The organism is Sphingomonas sp. CCH10-B3 (genome assembly GCF_001556185.1).
Taxonomy (GTDB): domain Bacteria; phylum Pseudomonadota; class Alphaproteobacteria; order Sphingomonadales; family Sphingomonadaceae; genus Sphingomonas; species Sphingomonas aquatica.
Genome location: NZ_LSIJ01000014.1, coordinates 16,688 through 34,635 on the forward strand (window position 1 = coordinate 16,688; position 17,948 = coordinate 34,635).

Annotated in this window: 14 protein-coding genes; 11 read left to right on the forward strand and 3 right to left on the reverse strand. The window is 65.3% G+C overall.

Annotated features, from left to right (window positions below; translation table 11 throughout):
- Positions 1-6: 6 nt before the first annotated feature.
- Both AX672_RS03950 and AX672_RS03955 read right to left on the reverse strand, forming a co-directional pair.
- The gene (locus tag AX672_RS03950; protein WP_168727319.1) at positions 7-414 is read right to left on the reverse strand and encodes a hypothetical protein; all 408 of its coding nucleotides are present in this window, start codon (positions 412-414) and stop codon (positions 7-9) included.
- Between the two features lie 159 nt (positions 415-573).
- Positions 574-957: an STAS/SEC14 domain-containing protein gene (locus tag AX672_RS03955; RefSeq protein WP_066648582.1), complete on the reverse strand. Its 384-nt coding sequence runs from the start codon at positions 955-957 to the stop codon at positions 574-576.
- 105 nt (positions 958-1,062) lie between these two features.
- Between AX672_RS03955 and smpB the strand changes: the two genes are divergently transcribed.
- The 7 genes from smpB (at position 1,063) to AX672_RS03990 (ending at position 11,020) form a co-directional block, all read left to right on the forward strand.
- Positions 1,063-1,545, forward strand: a complete 483-nt coding sequence (gene smpB, locus AX672_RS03960) for an SsrA-binding protein SmpB (protein WP_066648596.1) — start codon at positions 1,063-1,065, stop codon at positions 1,543-1,545.
- Positions 1,546-1,662: 117 nt separating this feature from the next.
- Positions 1,663-3,723 (forward strand): M13 family metallopeptidase, encoded by a 2,061-nt coding sequence (locus tag AX672_RS03965; protein WP_066648776.1) that lies wholly within the window; start codon positions 1,663-1,665, stop codon positions 3,721-3,723.
- Between the two features lie 88 nt (positions 3,724-3,811).
- Positions 3,812-5,848 carry a M13 family metallopeptidase gene (locus AX672_RS03970; protein ID WP_082730370.1) on the forward strand — a complete coding sequence of 679 codons (2,037 nt, stop codon included), beginning with the start codon at positions 3,812-3,814 and terminating at the stop codon, positions 5,846-5,848.
- 77 nt (positions 5,849-5,925) lie between these two features.
- Complete coding sequence (locus AX672_RS03975; RefSeq protein WP_066648603.1) at positions 5,926-8,349, forward strand: hybrid sensor histidine kinase/response regulator; 2,424 nt, start codon at positions 5,926-5,928, stop codon at positions 8,347-8,349.
- 38 nt (positions 8,350-8,387) lie between these two features.
- A complete protein-coding gene (locus AX672_RS03980; protein ID WP_066648606.1) occupies positions 8,388-8,735 on the forward strand; it encodes a response regulator in 348 nt (115 codons plus the stop codon).
- Positions 8,736-8,873: 138 nt separating this feature from the next.
- A complete protein-coding gene (gene recA / locus AX672_RS03985) occupies positions 8,874-9,980 on the forward strand; it encodes a recombinase RecA (protein ID WP_082730362.1) in 1,107 nt (368 codons plus the stop codon).
- A gap of 410 nt (positions 9,981-10,390) precedes the next feature.
- On the forward strand, positions 10,391-11,020 hold the full coding sequence (locus AX672_RS03990; protein ID WP_066648608.1) for a glutathione S-transferase family protein: 630 nt from the start codon (positions 10,391-10,393) through the stop codon (positions 11,018-11,020).
- A gap of 6 nt (positions 11,021-11,026) precedes the next feature.
- Here the strand turns inward: AX672_RS03990 and AX672_RS03995 are convergent, their stop codons facing one another.
- Entirely contained in the window at positions 11,027-12,340 is a 1,314-nt protein-coding gene (locus AX672_RS03995; RefSeq protein ID WP_066648611.1) for a dicarboxylate/amino acid:cation symporter, read from the reverse strand.
- 99 nt (positions 12,341-12,439) lie between these two features.
- Here AX672_RS03995 and AX672_RS04000 point away from each other — a divergent pair, with 99 nt between their 5' ends.
- The 4 genes from AX672_RS04000 to alaS are packed head-to-tail and all read left to right on the forward strand — an operon-like array spanning position 12,440 to position 17,943.
- The gene (locus AX672_RS04000) at positions 12,440-13,699 is read left to right on the forward strand and encodes a M24 family metallopeptidase (protein WP_066648613.1); all 1,260 of its coding nucleotides are present in this window, start codon (positions 12,440-12,442) and stop codon (positions 13,697-13,699) included.
- A 10-nt stretch (positions 13,700-13,709) separates the two neighbouring features.
- A complete protein-coding gene (locus AX672_RS04005) occupies positions 13,710-14,477 on the forward strand; it encodes a DUF4019 domain-containing protein (protein WP_066648615.1) in 768 nt (255 codons plus the stop codon).
- A 41-nt stretch (positions 14,478-14,518) separates the two neighbouring features.
- Positions 14,519-15,226 (forward strand): peptidylprolyl isomerase, encoded by a 708-nt coding sequence (locus AX672_RS04010; RefSeq protein ID WP_082730363.1) that lies wholly within the window; start codon positions 14,519-14,521, stop codon positions 15,224-15,226.
- Positions 15,227-15,282: 56 nt separating this feature from the next.
- Positions 15,283-17,943, forward strand: coding sequence for an alanine--tRNA ligase (gene alaS, locus AX672_RS04015; RefSeq protein ID WP_066648619.1), 2,661 nt, complete (start codon positions 15,283-15,285; stop codon positions 17,941-17,943).
- Positions 17,944-17,948 lie beyond the last annotated feature (5 nt).

The following is a 17,948-nucleotide window of genomic DNA, read 5'->3' on the forward strand; positions in this document are numbered from 1 at the left end:
GCCCCCTCAAATTTTGCGGAACTCGATGAAGACCGGCACGGACTGGAAGCTGCCCCAGCAATATTTTGCGTTCGACGGCCAAGGTTTCTTGCCATTGTAGTAAGTGTATTTCGCCGCACCCCAACCATTTCGTAGCATCAACTGGCCTTGGTGTGCATTAACCTGCTGGCCCACCCAACGCTCGAAGCCTGACACCAGCTCACCGCGGACCCGCGACGCCTTGTTGCAGCTGCGCACGCCTTTCCAACGGCCAATTACATTCGCTAGATTGGCCTCGATGCGCAAGATGCGATCCGCCGGCAGAGCACTCAGCTCTTGGCTGCTGACTCGCAAGTTTTCGCTGGCAGGAATTGTCTGCGCATCTGCATTTGACGCTGCGATAACAAGCATTGCGGCCGACATTTTCCTGATCATTGCAACCCCTCCTGATTGTTGGCGAGGAGAGTTAGCGAGCGCGATCGACCGGTCAAGCTGACATTGCGGTGTTCCAACTCGGCATGTTGCATCATTTGGCATTGCAGTTGGCGGTTTGGCGAGGGGGTGTAAGCCGATAAATGGCGCGATCCCGACCGATCAAGCCGCGGCTGCACGATCCCCGATCAGCCAAGCCTCCGCTTCCGCAACGCTCGCGCAGAAGCGCATGTCCGGGCGATTGACCACGCGACGCGCCTGCATGCGGATGAGGGCGCTCGCCACGACCATCGCGCATTGGCCGGCGCGGAATACCGGATTGCCGATCGCTGCCTGCAAGGCCTCGGCAACGTCAGGAGTCGACAAGTCGCAGCGCGATACGTCGATCAGCACTTTATGATCGTTGAAGCCGCACTTCAGCGTGCCGATCGCGCCCTTGCGCTCCAGATCCATCTGTTCGACGTCGGCGACCGAAAAGGTGCCGCTGAGCGTGATCCGCAGCAGCTTGCGCGCAGGGTCGGTTTCGAATGTCCAGGCAGCGGGCATGGCGGAATCTTAGCGCAGCGCCGGTTGCCGATTGCTTAACCATCGCGGCCGCCCGCGCGGATGTGCTTTCCTTCAGCGTTTCGCCTCCCTACATGCCTGTCCCTTATGCCGCGTCCAAAGCCCGCCACGTTCGACAAGCAGAAGACCGTCGCCGAGAACCGGCGCGCGCGTTTCGATTATGCGATCGAGACGGTGTACGAAGCCGGCATCGCGCTGACCGGTACCGAAGTGAAGTCGCTCCGCTTCGGCGAAGGATCGATCGCCGAAAGCTATGCCGAAGTGAACGAAGGCGCGGTCTGGCTGGTCAATTCGAACATTCCCGAATTCAGCCACGGCAACCGGTACAATCATGAAGCCAAGCGCCCGCGCAAGCTGCTGCTCCACGAACGCGAGATCAACAAGCTGCACGGCGCGGTCGCGCGGCAGGGGATGACGCTGGTCCCGCTGTCGATCTATTTCAACAGCCGGGGGCGCGCGAAGGTCGAACTCGCGCTCGCCAGGGGCAAGCAGGCGCACGACAAGCGCGACGCGATCAAGGAACGCGACTGGAAGCGCGACGCCGCGCGCATCCTGCGCGACCGCGGCTGACCGACCCCGCCCAAACGCCGTATCCTGCGATACTGGTTGCATTCGATACCGATTTGACCGGTTCGGATGTTTGGTTATGACACTGCGCGTGGGCCTTATATCGCAGAAGGAAATTCCATGCGTCCGTCGCTGATCGTCACGACCTTGCTTGCCACTGCCGCGATTGCCGGCATCGCCGTTGCCAAATCGGGGGCGCCTGCGCCGGCCGCGCCGCCCGCCAAGGCGACCGCAGCCAAGCCCGAAATCGGCAGCTTCGGTTTCGACACCGCGGGCATGGACCCCAGCGTGAAACCCGGCGACGACTTTTTCCGCTTTGCCGGCGGCGGCTGGTTGACCAAGACCGAGATTCCGGCGGACCGTGCGGCTTATGGCATGTTCAACGTGCTGCAGGACCGCAGCCTTGCCCAGACCAAGGCGATCCTCGACGAAGCGAGCGCTAAGCCCGGCAGCAAGATCGGCGATTTTTACGCCAGCTACATGGATCAGGCAGCGATCGACGCGAAGGGCGTGTCGCCGATCCAGCCGTGGCTCGCCGCCTTGAACGGTGCCACCGACAAGACCGCGCTCGCGACCGAAATGGCCAAGCTCCAGCGTCAGGGCGTCGGCGGGCTGATCGGCTTCTTCGTCAATCAGGATGAAAAGGCGCCCGACCATTATATCGTCAATGTCGGTCAGGGCGGCATCGCGCTGCCCAACCGCGATTATTATGTGAAGGCCGACCCCAAGCTCGACGCTGTGCGCGCGGCCTATCAGGCCAATATCGCCAAGATGCTCGGCCTGATCGGTGAAGGCGACAATGCCGAAGCGCGCGCCAAGGCGGTGTTCGAATTCGAAAAGTCGCTCGCGACCGCGCACTGGACCGCGATCGAATCGCGCGATTCGGACAAGACGTATAATAAATGGTCGGCAGCGGACTTCGACGCCAAGGCGCCGGGAATGCCATGGGGCGCGATCCGCGCCGCGCTCGGCGTCGCCGGCGAGCAGAATTTCATCGTTGCCCAGCCGAGCGCGATCACCGGCGAGGCCAAGGCCTTTGCCGACACGCCGATCGAGGTGCTGCGCGATTATGCCAAGCTGCGCGTGGTGCGCAGCTACGCGGGCTATCTCGCCAAGCCGATCGATGACGCGAATTTCAGCTTCTATGGCCCGATCCTGTCGGGCCAGGCGGTGCAGCGTGATCGCTGGAAGCGCGCCGTTGCGGCCACGTCGGGCGCGCTCGGCGAGGAAATCGGCAAGCAATATGTCGCGCGCTATTTTCCGCCCGCCACCAAGGCGGCCGCCGACACGCTCGTCAAGAATGTCATCGCGGCGATGGGCGCGCGGATCGACAAGCTGACCTGGATGAGCCCCGAGACCAAGGTCAAGGCGCGGACCAAGCTCGCGTCGTTCACGCCCAAGATCGGCTACCCCAGCCGCTGGCGCGATTATTCGGCGCTGGAGGTCAAGCGCGACGATCTGGTCGGCAATATCGCACGCGCCAATGCTTTCGAATATGCGCGCGGGATCGCCAAGCTCGGCAAGCCGATCGACCGGACCGAATGGTTCATGACGCCGATGACGATCAACGCCTATGCCAATCCGGTGATGAACGAGATCGTCTTCCCCGCGGCGATCCTGCAGCCCCCGTTCTTCGATGCGAAGGCCGATCCGGCGGTCAATTACGGCGGCATCGGCGCGGTGATCGGGCATGAAATCAGCCATCATTTCGACGATCAGGGCCGCAAATATGATCCGACCGGCAAGCTCACCGACTGGTGGACGCCGGCCGATGTCGCCGCGTTCGACAAGCTGACCGCGCAGCTCGTCGCACAATATGACGGCTATGAGCCGCTGCCGGGCCAGAAGATCCAGGGCGGGCTGACCTTGGGCGAGAATATCGCCGATCTCGCCGGTCTGTCGGTGGCGCTCGACGCCTATCACAAGTCGCTGGGCGGCAAGCCCGCGCCGGTGATCGATGGCATGACCGGCGACCAGCGCTTCTACCTCGGCTGGGCGCAGGTGTGGCGGACCAAATACCGCGAACCCGCGCTGCGCTCGCAATTGCTGAGCGATCCGCACTCGCCCGGCGAATATCGCACGGCGACGGTGCGCAATCTCGATCCGTGGTATGCCGCTTTCAAGGCCAAGCCGGGCGACAAGCAGTATCTGGCGCCCGAAGCGCGGGTGCGGATCTGGTAAATCGTTGAACAGGGAAGGGGCGGCGCCGGGGGGTGTCGCCCCTTCCTGCTTTCAGGGCCTAAAGCGCCCAAAAATCAGGGAGAGCATGATGCACCGCAGAACAATCGCCACGGTCGCTTCGGGCGCCGCCATTGTCGGGATCGTTGCCGGCATGGCGTTCGCTGCGCCCGGCAAGCCCGCCGCGAACAAGCCGACAATCGGCACCTTCGGCTTTGACGAAACCGGCATGGACCGCTCGGTTGCGCCGGGGGACAATTTCTTCGCGTTCGCCGATGGCGGCTGGGTCAAGCGCACCGAAATCCCGAACGACAAGCCAAGCTTCGGCGCCTTCGATACGCTCGCCGACCTGTCGCAGATGCGCACGCGCGGCCTGCTCGAAGCCGCTGCCAAGGACCCGGCGTCGAAGATCGGCAATGCCTATGCTGCCTATCTCGACACCGCGACGATTGAGGCCAAGGGCCTGACACCGATCCAGCCGTGGCTCGCGCGGATCAAGGCGGCATCGACGAAGGCTGATTACCTCGCACTGGCGATCGAAGCCGACCGGAACGGCGTCGCGGTCCCCTTCGGCACGGGCGTGTCGACCGACGCCAAGAACCCCGATAGCTACACCGTCAGCGTGCGGCAGGCGGGGCTGGGGATGCCCAACCGGGATTATTACCTCAGCACCGATGCCAAGCTGCAGGCGACCAAGGCTGCCTATCAGGGCCACATCGCGCGGATGTTCACGCTTGCGGGCGAATCGAATGCCGACGCACGCGCCAAGGCCATCGTCGACCTCGAAACCCAGATCGCGCAGGCGCACTGGACCAACATCCAGAGCCGCGACGCCGACAAGACCTACAACAAGATGAGCGTTGCCCAGCTCGTCGAGTTGGCGCCGGGCTTCGACTTCGCGGCCTATCTGAAGGGCGTCGGCACGCCCGTCGACACCGTCGTCGTCGGCCAGCCGAGCGCGATCACCGGTATCGCCAAGGTCGTTGCCGACGCGCCGATCGAGGTTTTGAAGGACCAGCTGCTGATCCGCTCGCTCGACGAATTCGCCGCCGTGCTGCCGAGCGGCTTCGACAAGGAAAGCTTCGCTTTCTTCGGCACCGAGCTGCGCGGCACGCCCGAACAGCAATTGCGGTGGAAGCGCGCGGTCAACTGGACCTCGGCTGCCGTCACCGACGAAGTCTCAAAAATCTACGTCGCCAAATATTTCCCGCCCGCAACCAAGGCAGCGGCCGATACGCTCGTCAAGAACATCCTCGCGGCGATGAGCGCGAGGATCGAGAAGCTCGACTGGATGTCGCCCGCGACGAAGGCGGCGGCGCGTGCCAAGCTCGCCAATTTCACCCCGCGCATCGGCTATCCGTCGCAGTGGCGGGATTATTCGGCGCTGGTGATGAAGCGCGACGATGCCTTCGGCAACCAGCTGCGCGCCAACCAATGGGCGCACAATTACAACATCAACAAGCTCGGCAAGCCCGTCTATCGCTGGGAATGGGGGCTGGCGCCGATGACGGTGAATGCGCAGGCGAACCCGACGCTGGTCGCGATTACCTTCCCCGCAGCGATCCTGCAGCCGCCGTTCTTCGACCCCAAGGCCGATCCGGCGGTCAATTACGGGGGCATCGGCGCCGTCATCGGTCATGAGATCAGCCATCACTTCGACGATCAGGGATCGAAGTTCGACCCCAACGGCCGCCTCGCAAGCTGGTGGACGCCCGCCGACGTCGCCGCCTTCAAGAAGCGCACTGACCAGCTCGTCGCGCAATATGACGCCTATGAGCCGCTGCCCGGCTTCCATGTGAAGGGCGGACTGACCCTGGGCGAGAATACCGCCGATCTCGCCGGGCTCGCCGCCGCGCTCGATGCCTATCACAAGTCGCTCGGCGGCAAGCCCGCGCCGGTGATCAACGGCTTCACCGGCGACCAGCGCTTCTACCTCGGTTACGCGCAGGTGTGGCAGCGCCGCCACCGCGACAATGACTTGCGCAACCGGCTGCTCACCGATCCGCACTCGCCCGCCGAGCAGCGGGTGTGGACCGTGCGCAACATCGACGCCTGGTATGCGGCGTTCAAAGCGCAGTCGGGACAGAAGATGTACCTCGCGCCCGAGCAGCGCGTCCGCATCTGGTAACAGCTATTCGGCAATCGGGCCGTGGCTTGGACGGGCGCAGGTCTTGACGCGCGGCGCGGCGCAGTCATGACGGGGTGATGGCCAGCCTGTCCCCCGTTGCCGATCGCTCTGCGCGACCCGCCCGTACCGCTGCATTCGTGGCGGGCAGCGCGGGGGTCGCGGCCGCGATCGTGGTGCTGGTCGCGATCGGCAACATGGTCGTCGCAGCCGGTTTCCTGGCGGCGGCGCTGGTGCTCGGCGGCATCGTCGTTGTCGCGCGGTTGATGCAGCCGGTGGCGGCGGCGGCGGCGCCCGACACCGACTGGTCGGTCGCCTATCTGCTCGCCGATGCCTCCACCGATGCGGTTGCAGTCACCGATCGCGGCGGGCGGCTGGTGTGCGCGAACCAGGCGTATCGCGCGCAGTTCGATGGTTATCCGACGCCACCCAATCTGCCGATCGGCGAGCCCGGCGTCGCCGCGCTTGCCGCCGCAGGGCGCGCGGCGTGGCGCGACGGCAGTGGCGATGTCGCGCGGCTCGGCACCCCGACCGGGCCGATCGCGGCGTCGATCACGCGGGCGGGCGATGGCGACGACATGCTCGTGTGGCGCTTTCGCGGCGCGGCGGGCATGGACATTGCTGCGCGCGCCGAAGCAATGATTGCAGGGCCGATCGGCAACCGCGTCGCCGGTGCGGGGCTGATGCTGTGCCTCGTCGATCCGGAAGGACGGATCAAGGCCGCCAATCGCGTGTTCCGCCTGCGCGCGATGGGGCATGAGGAAGGCGCGGTCGACGGGCGCGACTTTGGCCGCTTCCTGACCACCGACGCCGACGGGCTGGTGCGTTTCGAGCGCGAGGGGCGAGGCGGGACGCCGATCCGCGTCATGCAGATCCCCTTTCTCGACGGCGAGAGCGCGCCGTTGCTGATTGCGCTGGTCGATGACGATGCGCCGCCGGTCGCAGCGGCCAATGCGGGCAGTGTCGATTATGTGAAGGGCCTCGTCGCGCTGATCCCGGCAGCGATTGCGCTGGTGGCGCGCGACGGTCGCTTCATCGAAATGAATGCCGCCTTCCGCCGCGCCGCGCGCATCGATCCGCTCGCGGTGCCGGTTTATCCCGGCGATCTGGTGGTGCGCGAGGACAAGGCGGCGGTTGCCGACGCGGTGCGGCGCTTTGCGGGCGGCGGCGGGCAGGCGAGCGATCTCGCGGTACGGCTCCACGATCGCCCCGACGAGCCGGTGGTGCTGTCGATCGCCGGCGCGCGCGGCTTCGGCGATGCGGCGGTTCTGCTCAGCCTGAAAGACAATGGCGAGGAAAGCCGCCTGAAGCGCGAAGTGGCGCAGGCGACCAAGATGCAGGCGGTCGGACAGCTTGCGGGCGGCGTCGCGCATGATTTCAACAACATCCTGACCGCCATCATCGGCCACTGCGACCTGATGCTGATGCGCCATGCGCCGGGCGACGGCGATTATGACGACATCCAGCAGATCCGGCTCAACTCAAACCGCGCCGCCAGCCTGACGCGGCAATTGCTCGCCTTTTCGCGCCAGCAGACCTTGCGTCCGCAAGTCCTCCAGCTGCCCGATGTGATTTCGGAAGTGTCGAACCTGCTCAAGCGGCTGCTCGGCGAAACTGTCACGCTCACCGTCAAGCATGGCCGCAATCTGGGGCCGGTGCGCGCCGACCCCGGCCAGCTCGAACAAGTGGTGATGAACCTTGCCGTTAACGCGCGCGACGCCATGCTCGCCAAGAATCCGCAGGGTGGCGGCACGCTGACGATCGAGACCTTCGCTGTCCCCGCCGCCGAAGTGCAGGCGCTGTCGGTGGCGCACAAGCTGTCGAGCGAGACGATGCCGGTTGCCGACTATACCGGCCTGCGCGTCAGCGACACCGGCACCGGCATTCCGGCCGACATTCTGCCGAAGATCTTCGAACCCTTTTTCACCACCAAGGAAGTGGGCAAGGGCACCGGGCTGGGGCTGTCGACCGTCTATGGCATCGTCAAGCAATCGGGTGGCTATATCTACCCCGATTCGGTTCCGGGGAAGGGTGCGGCGTTCAGCATCTACCTGCCCGTCCACCGCGCCGAGGCGGCAGCGCGCGGCGACAAGCCGGCACGCGGCGACGCGGCCAAGCCGAAGACGGCCGACCTGTGGGGATCGGGAACGATCCTGCTCGTCGAGGACGAGGACATGGTGCGCGCGGTCGCCGAACGCGCGTTGACCCGGCAGGGCTATACCGTGCTGACGGCCGAAAATGGCGAGGCGGCGCTGGAAGTGCTGGCGACGGCGCCGCGCCCCGACCTGCTGATTTCCGATGTGGTGATGCCGATGATGGATGGCCCGACGATGGTCGGCCATGCCCGCAAGCGCTATCCCGACCTGCCGATCCTGTTCATGTCGGGCTATGCCGAGGAACAGCTGCGCCGGTCGATCGATCTCGACAATGTGTCGTTCCTCCCCAAGCCCTTTTCGGTCCAGCAACTTGCCGAGGCGACCCGCGACGTGCTCGCCGCCAAATGACGCTTGGCGGCTAGGCGTCGAGCGACTATGCGCGCGCTATGCCCCGTAGCGTCCTCATCGTCGAAGACGAACCGCTGATCGCGATGATGCTGGAGGATTATCTCGGCGCGCTTGGCAAGACCGTGATCGGGCCGGCCGACAGCTGCGCCGAGGCGCTCGCGCTGATCGCGCAAGGCGGCATCGACGCGGCGATCCTCGACGTCAATCTGCGCGGCGGCGAGACCAGCTCGCCGATTGCCGATGCACTGGCGGCGGCGGGCATCCCGTTTCTGTTTGCCAGCGGCGGCGCCAGCGACGGTGTCGACGGCCCGCATGCCGACCGACCCGTGCTCGCCAAGCCATTCACGATGGAAGCGGTATCGCGCGGACTCTCGGCGATTATCTGAGTCTAGGACGCGCGGCCGACGTCGGCCGATTTTTTGCCGTGCCATCGTGTTCCGCTCTTGTTCTTTTGGAACAGATGCGGTACAGACTCCTCGACGCATTGAACGCGGTCGGTGTTCGGTCTAGCGAGGAGGATCACAATGGCAGCCAAATTGAAGGTTATCGACAGCGATATGGCTCTTTCCTCCGACAAGGGCGGCGATCGGGCCGCGAGCGACCGGCAAAAGGCGCTCGACGCCGCGCTGGCACAGATCGACCGCGCGTTCGGCAAGGGCTCGGCAATGAAGCTCGGGTCGAAGGCGACAATGCAGGTCGAGGCGATCTCGACCGGGTCGCTCGGGCTGGACATTGCGCTGGGTGTCGGCGGGTTGCCGCGCGGTCGCGTGATCGAAATCTACGGGCCGGAAAGCTCGGGCAAGACGACGCTCGCGCTGCATGTGATTGCCGAGGCGCAGAAGAATGGCGGGACGGCGGCGTTCGTCGATGCCGAACATGCGCTCGATCCGGTCTATGCCAAGAAGCTGGGCGTCAACATCGACGAATTGATCGTTTCGCAGCCCGACACCGGCGAGCAGGCGCTCGAAATCACCGACACGCTGGTCCGCTCGAACGCGATCGACGTGCTGGTGGTCGATTCGGTCGCGGCCCTGGTACCGCGCGCCGAAATCGAGGGTGAGATGGGCGACAGCCATGTCGGCCTGCAGGCACGGCTGATGTCGCAATCTTTGCGCAAACTGACCGGTTCGATCAGCCGCTCGCGCTGCATGGTCATCTTCATCAACCAGCTGCGGATGAAGATCGGCGTGATGTATGGCAACCCCGAGACCACGACCGGCGGCAATGCGCTCAAATTCTACGCCAGCGTCCGCCTCGACATCCGCCGCACCGGGCAGATCAAGGACCGCGAGGACATTGTCGGCAACACGACGCGCGTGAAGGTCGTCAAGAACAAGGTCGCGCCGCCGTTCAAGCAGGTCGAATTCGACATCATGTACGGCCAGGGCATTTCCAAGATCGGCGAGATTCTCGATCTCGGCGTCAAGGCTGGCCTCGTCGAGAAATCGGGCGCCTGGTTCAGCTACGACAGCGTCCGGATCGGGCAGGGGCGTGAGAACGCCAAGACCTATCTGACCGACAATCCCGAAATGGCCGACCGACTCGAAAAGGCGATCCGTGCGCGCACCGACAAGGTCGCCGAGGAAATGATGGCTGGTCCCGAAGGCGATGAGGCCGACGACGAGATGTGACGGCGGCCATCGGCATCATTCGATTTTTCTTCCCCCGCGACGATTCTCCCCCGTCGCACGACTGGAAAGGCCCGCCTCCCCCCGGCGGGCCTTTCATGTTTTTGGGGGATGTGCCCCCCCTGCGATGGTCTTCACTTTTGTCACCTTTCGGGCGCGCCGATGAGCAGATGATGGATTGTTCGCGCGGAGGCGCAGAGCGCGCGGAGAAGAGTGGTAGAGGCAGCGCGACGGCGCTGCTCAAATACTCCTCCTTTTTCCCCGCGCCCTCTGCGCCTCGGCGCGAATCAAATTCTCCCGGTCATCGGCGTGCGACTTCAGATCAGCCTCCTGATCGCTCGACACGGACGGATCGGTGAACAATAGACGTGGTGATGCCCGGCCAAGCTGGCGCCACTATCCGGAGACCCGCCATGACGATTACCGTCCACCACCTCGAAAATTCACGCTCGCAACGGATTCTCTGGCTGCTCGAAGAGCTCGAGCTGCCCTATGCGATCCGCCGCTACGAACGGAACAAGGCGACGATGCTCGCCCCGCCTGAATTGAAGGCGGTCCATCCGCTCGGCAAGTCACCGGTGATCGAGGACGACGGGCAAGTGATCGCCGAGACCGGCGCGATCGTCGAGTATCTCGTCGCCAAGGCCGATGGCCGCTTCGGACCGGGCGCGCACCGCGATTCGCTGCTCCGCTACCGCTTCTTCCTCCATTATGCCGAAGGGTCGGTAATGCCGCCGCTGCTCGTCAAGCTAGTGCTCAGCCGCGTGCCGCTGTTCGGCAAGACGGCGATGAAGCGGATCCAGCCGATGATCGACAATCACCTCGATTACATCGAAAGCGAACTCGCCCAGCGCCCGTGGTTCGCGGGCGACGAGATCAGCGCCGCCGACGTGATGATGAGCTTTCCGCTCGAAGCCGCCCGCAGCCGTGGCGGGCTCGACAATGGCCGGCGCCCCGCGACGATCGCGTGGCTCGCCAAGGTGCATGCGCGTCCGGCCTACCAGACTGCGCTCGCGAAGGGCGGCCCCTATGCCTATGCGTGATCGCCGCTAGGCAGGGTGTTTTGACGGCGCGTGCGGCGGCTCGATCTCGGGTTCCTCGGGCTCGTCGAGCTGGCCTTCCCAGCGCGCCACCACCGCCGTCGCCACCGCATTGCCGACGACATTGGTGCCCGACCGCCCCATGTCGAGGAACTGGTCGACGGGCAGGATCAGCAGCAGCCCCGCTTCGGGAATGCCGAACTGCCCCATCACCGCGGCAATCACCACCAGCGACGCGCGCGGCACCCCGGCGATGCCCTTCGACGTCACCATCAGGATCAGCAGCATCACGATCTGCGTCCCGATCGACAAATCGATGCCGTAGACGCGGGCGATGAACAAGGTCGCGAAGGTCATGTACATCATCGACCCGTCGAGATTGAACGAATAGCCGAGCGGCAGCACGAAGCTCGCGATCTTGGGGGGCACGCCGAACCGGTCGAGCGCTTCCAACGTGCGTGGATAGGCGGCTTCGGACGAAGCGGTCGAGAAAGCCAGCAGGATCGGCTCGCGGATATAGCGCAGCAGCGTGCCGGCGCGCGGGCCGATGAAGGCGAAGGCGGCGGCGAACAGGATCAGCCACAAGAAGGCGAGCCCGACATAGAAGCTGCCGACGAACAGCCCGAGCGTCACGATGATGCCCAAGCCATTGACGGCGATCGTCGCGGTGATCGCGGCAAACACCGCAAGCGGGGCGGCGCGCATCACATAATCGGTGATCTGCAGCATCATCGCTGCCAGAGCTTCGGCGCCGGCGACGATCGGGCGCCCGCGCTCGCCGATCGCGGTCAGTGCGACGCCGGCGAAGATCGAGAAGACGACGATCTGGATGATCTCGTTCGACGCCATCGCATCGACGATTGAGGTCGGCACGATATGGGTGATGAAGTTCGACAGGCTGAACGCCGACTTCTCGAGGCCGACGGTTTCGCTCGGTGGCGGCAGCTTGAAGCCGAAGCCCTGGCCCGGCGCGACTGCATCGACGATCCATTCGATCGCGTGGAACAGCAGCAACCCCATGCTGAGCGAGATCAGCGAGGCGGTGATGAACCATCCCATCGTCCGCGCGCCGATCCGCCCGAGTGCTGCGGTATCGCCCATATGCGCGATGCCGACGACGAGCGTCGAAAAGACAAGCGGCGCGATGATCATCTTGATGAGGCGCAGGAAGATGTCGGTGACGATCTTGAACCAGCCCGCGATCTCCTTGAGCCGCGCGGTGGCTTCGGGCGTGCCGTCGGCGATCGCGCTGTTGATCGCCCAGCCGGTCAGCAGGCCGAGCACGAGGCCAATCATGATGTACAAGGTCAGCCGCTTGGCCATTGCTCACTCCCCAATCCTTGCGCGCCAGCGAAGGGGATTGCGGCGCCCCGGTCAAGCGCCCTATCGCTGGGGCACGCAAAAAGCGAAAGGATGCGCCGCATGCAGCAAGGCCTGACGATCGACCGACGTATGTTGATTGCCGGTGCCGCTGCCGCACCGTTGCTGTGGAGCGCCGCCGCGCGCGCCACTGCGCCCGATCTTTCTGCGCTGACCAGCATGACGGCGGACGTGCAGCCGATCACTGCTGCCGAACGCGCCGCCCGGCTTGCCCGTGCGCAAAAGCTGATGAAGGCGAACCGCATCGACGCGGTGCTGATCGAGCCTGGGGCGAGCCTCGTCTATTTTACCGGCGTGCGCTGGGGGCGGAGCGAGCGGCTGACGGCGGCGGTGCTGCCGGTCGACGGGCCGGTGCTGATCGTCACGCCCTTCTTTGAGGAGCCGTCGGTCCGCCAGACGCTTGGCGTAGAGGCCGAGGTGCGGGTGTGGCAGGAGGACCAGTCGCCGGTCGCGCTGATCGCCGGGTGGCTGAAGGAGCGCAAGCTGACCGGCGCGATAGGGATCGAGGAAACAGCGCGCTTCTTCGCTTCCGACGGCCTTGCGCGCGCGCTCCCGGCGGCGCAGATCGTGTCGGCCAATCCGGTCGTGCGCGGGTGCCGGGGGATCAAGTCGGCGGCTGAAATCTCACTCATGCAAAAGGCGAGCGACATCACCATCGCTGCCTATCGCTGGACCTGGCCGCGCGTCGAAAAGGGGATGACGCCTGCCGACATCGCCGCGCTGATGAACGCCGCGACCGCCAAGCTCGGCGGCGACCCCGGCTTCGCGCTGGTGCTGATCGGCGAAGCGGCCGCCTATCCGCACGGCAGCCGCGCACCGCAGCGGGTGGGCGACGGCCAGATCGTGCTGATGGACTGCGGCTGCTCGGTCGAGGGCTATCAGTCCGACATCTCGCGCACCTTCGTTTACGGCACGCCAAGCGCCGAGCAGCGCCGGGTGTGGGATCAAGTCGCGACGGGCCAGCAAATCGCGTTTAAAGCTGCGCAGGTCGGCGCGGCGGCGGGATCGGTCGACGACACCGTGCGGCGGCAATATGCCGCCTGGGGCTATGGCCCCGATTACAAGCTCCCCGGCCTGTCACACCGCACCGGCCATGGCATCGGCCTCGACGGGCATGAACCCGTCAATCTGGTGCGCGGCGAGACGACGAAGCTCGCGCCAGGCATGTGTTTCTCGAACGAGCCCGGCATCTACCTGCCGGGCAAGTTCGGCGTGCGGCTCGAGGATTGCTTCCACATGACGCCGGCGGGGCCGCAGTGGTTCAGCGAACCGCCCAAGTCACTCGACGCGCCGCTGGGGTGAAGGAAAGTCGATGGCACTGGCGCTGATGATCGCAACGGCAATGGCGCAAGCCGCACCGCAGGCACCGGCAGTGACCGTCGAAGTTAAGGAGATCGGAGCGGCGGAGTTTCGCATCACGCTCATGGGGTACGAGGCCGACGATCGCCAATCGCAAGCCGCAATTTCCGGCATTGTTCGGCAGGTCTGCGATGCGAAATCGCCAGTCTGGGGAAAATACGAAGCGACGCGCCAGCTTGGCACTGCGAAGGACGGCAAGACTACCTCCGCCAGATTTGTCCAGTTGATCCGCTGCGTCGAACCCACGGACCCAGCACCCGCCGCGCCGCGCCGCGCCTTCACGCCCGATGCGGCGACGGAATCGACAGTTCGGGCTATCGCCCTCGACTTTCTCGCAGATTATGAAGGGGGCGACGGCGCGGCATCTTGGAACCTGTTGAGCGGGCCGATGAAGCAATCGCATCCGCTCGCTGATTGGCAGGCCGACGTTCGAAAGCGGGGTGCCGCGATTGGCGCGACACCCGAGCATCGCATCGCCAAACTGACTTGGTATGTCGACCCGCCTAATGGCCCCCCGGGGATATTTGCCGCGCTCGATTATGCGGGCAAATCCCGGAAGCAAGCCTTTCTGTGCGGCTATGTGGCGCTTGTTCGGGGCAGCGATGATCAATGGTCGGTGGCGCGGGTCGAAAGTGGTTCGATACCGGTGGAAGTCGCTCAAGGCGCTGCGCCCGATCACCTTTTGCAGCTCAAACAGGCGATACGATGCGTCGAGGAATAGCGCCGCTTGGCAAGTGCCGACACGCTGCTAGGGTCGGACGCATGACATCGGCCACCAACATTCGTCGCTTCTTCGTCGATTGCTTTGCGTCGACCCTCCTTCCGCTCGCGCTTGCTGCTACCGCCCAAGCCGCGCCGCAGCGCAAAAAACCGGCGCCGCCGCCGCCCAAGCCCGCGCCGATCGGCGACATTGCCCGCGTCGCGCTGACCACCGAGTTCGGCGTCATCACGCTCGAGCTCGACCACAAGCGGGCGCCGATCACGACCGAGAATTTCGTCGCTTATGTCGACCAGAAGCGCTTCGACGACACGGTTTTCTACCGCGCGCTGCGGCTCAACTGGGGCGATCAGCCGAACGGTTTGGTGCAGGGCGGCACCCAGAACGACCCCAAACGCATCCTGAAACCGATCGCGCATGAACCGACCACGCAGACCGGCATCAGCCACAAGGCGTGGACGATCTCTATGGCGCGTTACGACCCCGGCACCGCGACCGGCGATTTTTCGATCATGCTCGGCGATCAGCCCGCGCTCGATGCCGATCCCAAGGCGAGCGGCGACAACCAAGGCTATGCCGCTTTCGGCCATGTCGTCGAGGGCAAGGATGTGGTCGTGCAGATCTTCAATGCGCCCACCGACCCGACCAAGGGCGAAGGGGCGATGAAGGGCCAGATGATCGCCGCGCCCGTGAAGATCATCAGCGCCCGCCGCATCCTTGACGTGCCGCCGCCCGCCGCACCTGCGCCCTGATGCGTGCCGCCACCGTTTCGCTTGAGCAAGTCGCGCGCGCGCCCTAGATCGGGCGCATGACCTCGACCAACGATATCCGCCGCTCCTTCCTCGAATATTTCGAACGCGAAGGCCATGCGCGCGTCGCCTCGGCACCCTTGGTGCCGCATAACGATCCGACGCTGATGTTCGTCAACGCGGGCATGGTGCCGTTCAAGAATGTGTTCACCGGCCTCGAAAGCCGCCCCTATCAGACGGCGGTGTCGAGCCAGAAATGCGTGCGCGCGGGCGGCAAGCACAATGATCTCGACAATGTCGGCTATACTGCGCGGCACCATACCTTCTTCGAAATGCTCGGCAATTTTTCGTTCGGTGATTATTTCAAGGACCGCGCGATCACGCTCGCCTGGAACCTGATCACCAAGGAATGGGGGATCGACCCGAACCGGCTGACCGTCACGGTCTATCACACCGACGACGAAGCCTTTGACTTGTGGAAGCGCATTGCGGGCTTGCCCGATGAGCGCATCATCCGCATCGCCACCAACGACAATTTCTGGTCGATGGGCGATACTGGGCCGTGCGGGCCGTGTTCGGAAATCTTCTACGATCACGGCGATCACATTCCCGGTGGCCCGCCCGGATCGCCCGATGAGGATGGCGACCGCTTCGTCGAGATCTGGAATCTGGTCTTCATGCAGTTCGAGCAGGCCGCCGACGGCAGCCGCACGCCGCTGCCGCGCCCGTCGATCGACACCGGCATGGGGATCGAGCGTGTCGCCGCCGTGCTGCAGGGCGTGCACGACAATTACGACACTGACACCTTCAAGGCGCTGATTGCCGCCTCCTGCGCGCTGACCGGGACCACCGCCGAAGGAGCGACCAAGGCGAGCCACCGCGTGATTGCCGACCACTTGCGCTCGGCGGGGTTCCTCGTCGCCGATGGTGTGCTGCCTGCGAACGAAGGGCGCGGCTATGTGCTGCGGCGGATCATGCGCCGCGCGATGCGGCACGCCCATATCCTGGGGGCGAAGTCGCCGCTGATGCACCGGCTGGTGCCCGCGCTGGTGGCGGAGATGGGTGCCGCCTATCCCGAGCTCGTCCGCGCGCAGCCGCTGATCGAAGCGACGTTGCTGCAGGAGGAAACGCGCTTCCGCCGCACGCTCGAAAACGGGCTCAAGCTGCTCGACGAAGCGACGGCGGGCATGGCGGCGGGCGCGACCTTGCCGGGCGAAACCGCGTTCAAGCTCTACGACACTTATGGCTTCCCTTATGACCTGACCGAGGATGCCTTGCGCGCGCAGGGCTTTGGCATCGATCGCGCGGGCTTCGACACCGCGATGGCCGAGCAGAAGCGCGCTGCACGCGCCGCGTGGAAGGGATCGGGCGAGCGCGCCGCCGACGATGTCTGGTTCGATATCGCCGAGGAACATGGCGGCACCGAATTCACCGGCTACACCGCCGACACGGGCGAGGGCCAAGTGATCGCGATCGTCAAGGACGGAGCCCGGATCGACCGGGCGAGCGCCGGGGACAGCGTCGTCATTCTCACCAACCAGACGCCTTTCTATGCCGAAAGCGGTGGCCAGATGGGCGATGCCGGGACGATCAGCGGGGACGGCGGGCTTTCGGTGCGCGTCGAGGATACTGCCAAGGCGCTCGGGCGGCTGCATGCGCATCAAGGCGTGATCGAGGCCGGATCGGTTGCGGTCGGCGACAAGGTGCGGCTCGCGATCGACACTGCACGACGCGGGCAGGTGCGCGCGAACCATTCGGCGACGCATCTGTTGCACGCCGCACTGCGCGAACGGCTCGGCCATCACGTCAGCCAGAAGGGCAGCCTCGTCGCGCCCGACCGGCTGCGCTTCGACTTTTCGCACCAGCAAGCGATGACGCCGACCGAAATCGCGCAGGTCGAGGCCGATGTGAATCGGGAGATTCGCGGCAATGCGCCAGTGACGACGAGGCTGATGACGCCTGACGACGCGATTGCGGCGGGTGCGATGGCGCTGTTCGGCGAGAAATATGGCGACGAAGTCCGCGTGCTCAGCATGGGCGGCGCGGGCGAGCAATCCTATTCGGTCGAGCTGTGCGGCGGCACGCATGTGACCGCGCTCGGCGACATCGCGCTGTTCAAGATCATCAGCGAAAGCGCGGTGTCGAGCGGCATCCGCCGGATCGAGGCACTGACGGGCGAAGCGGCGCGGCTGTGGCTCGCCGATCGTGACGAGAAGCTGCGCGAGGCAGCAGCAGCACTGCGCACCGCGCCCGACGACGTGCCTTCGCGCGTTGCGGCGCTGGTCGAGGAGCGGCGGCGGCTCGAGCGCGAACTGGCCGAGGCGAAGAAAGCGCTGGCGCTTGGCGGCGGCGGTGGTGCGGCTCCGGCAGGCCCCGAGCAGGTCGGTGGTGTCAATTTCCTCGCGCAGGTCGTTGACGGCCTCGACCCCAAGGGGCTGCGCGGCGCGGTCGACGATGCCAAGGCGCGGATCGGGTCGGGCATCGCAATGATCGTCGCGGTCAACGACGGTCGCGCCTCGGTCGCGGTCGGGGTGAGCGCAGACCTGACCGGCAGCCATAACGCCGTCGATCTGCTGCGCGCAGCCGTTGCGGCGCTCGGCGGGCAGGGCGGTGGCGGCCGCCCGGACATGGCGCAGGGCGGCGGGCCTGAGGGCGACAAGGCGGCGGAGGCAGTGGCTGCAGTGAAGGCCGTGCTGGAGGGGCAGGCCGTCGCGGCCTAGCGCTG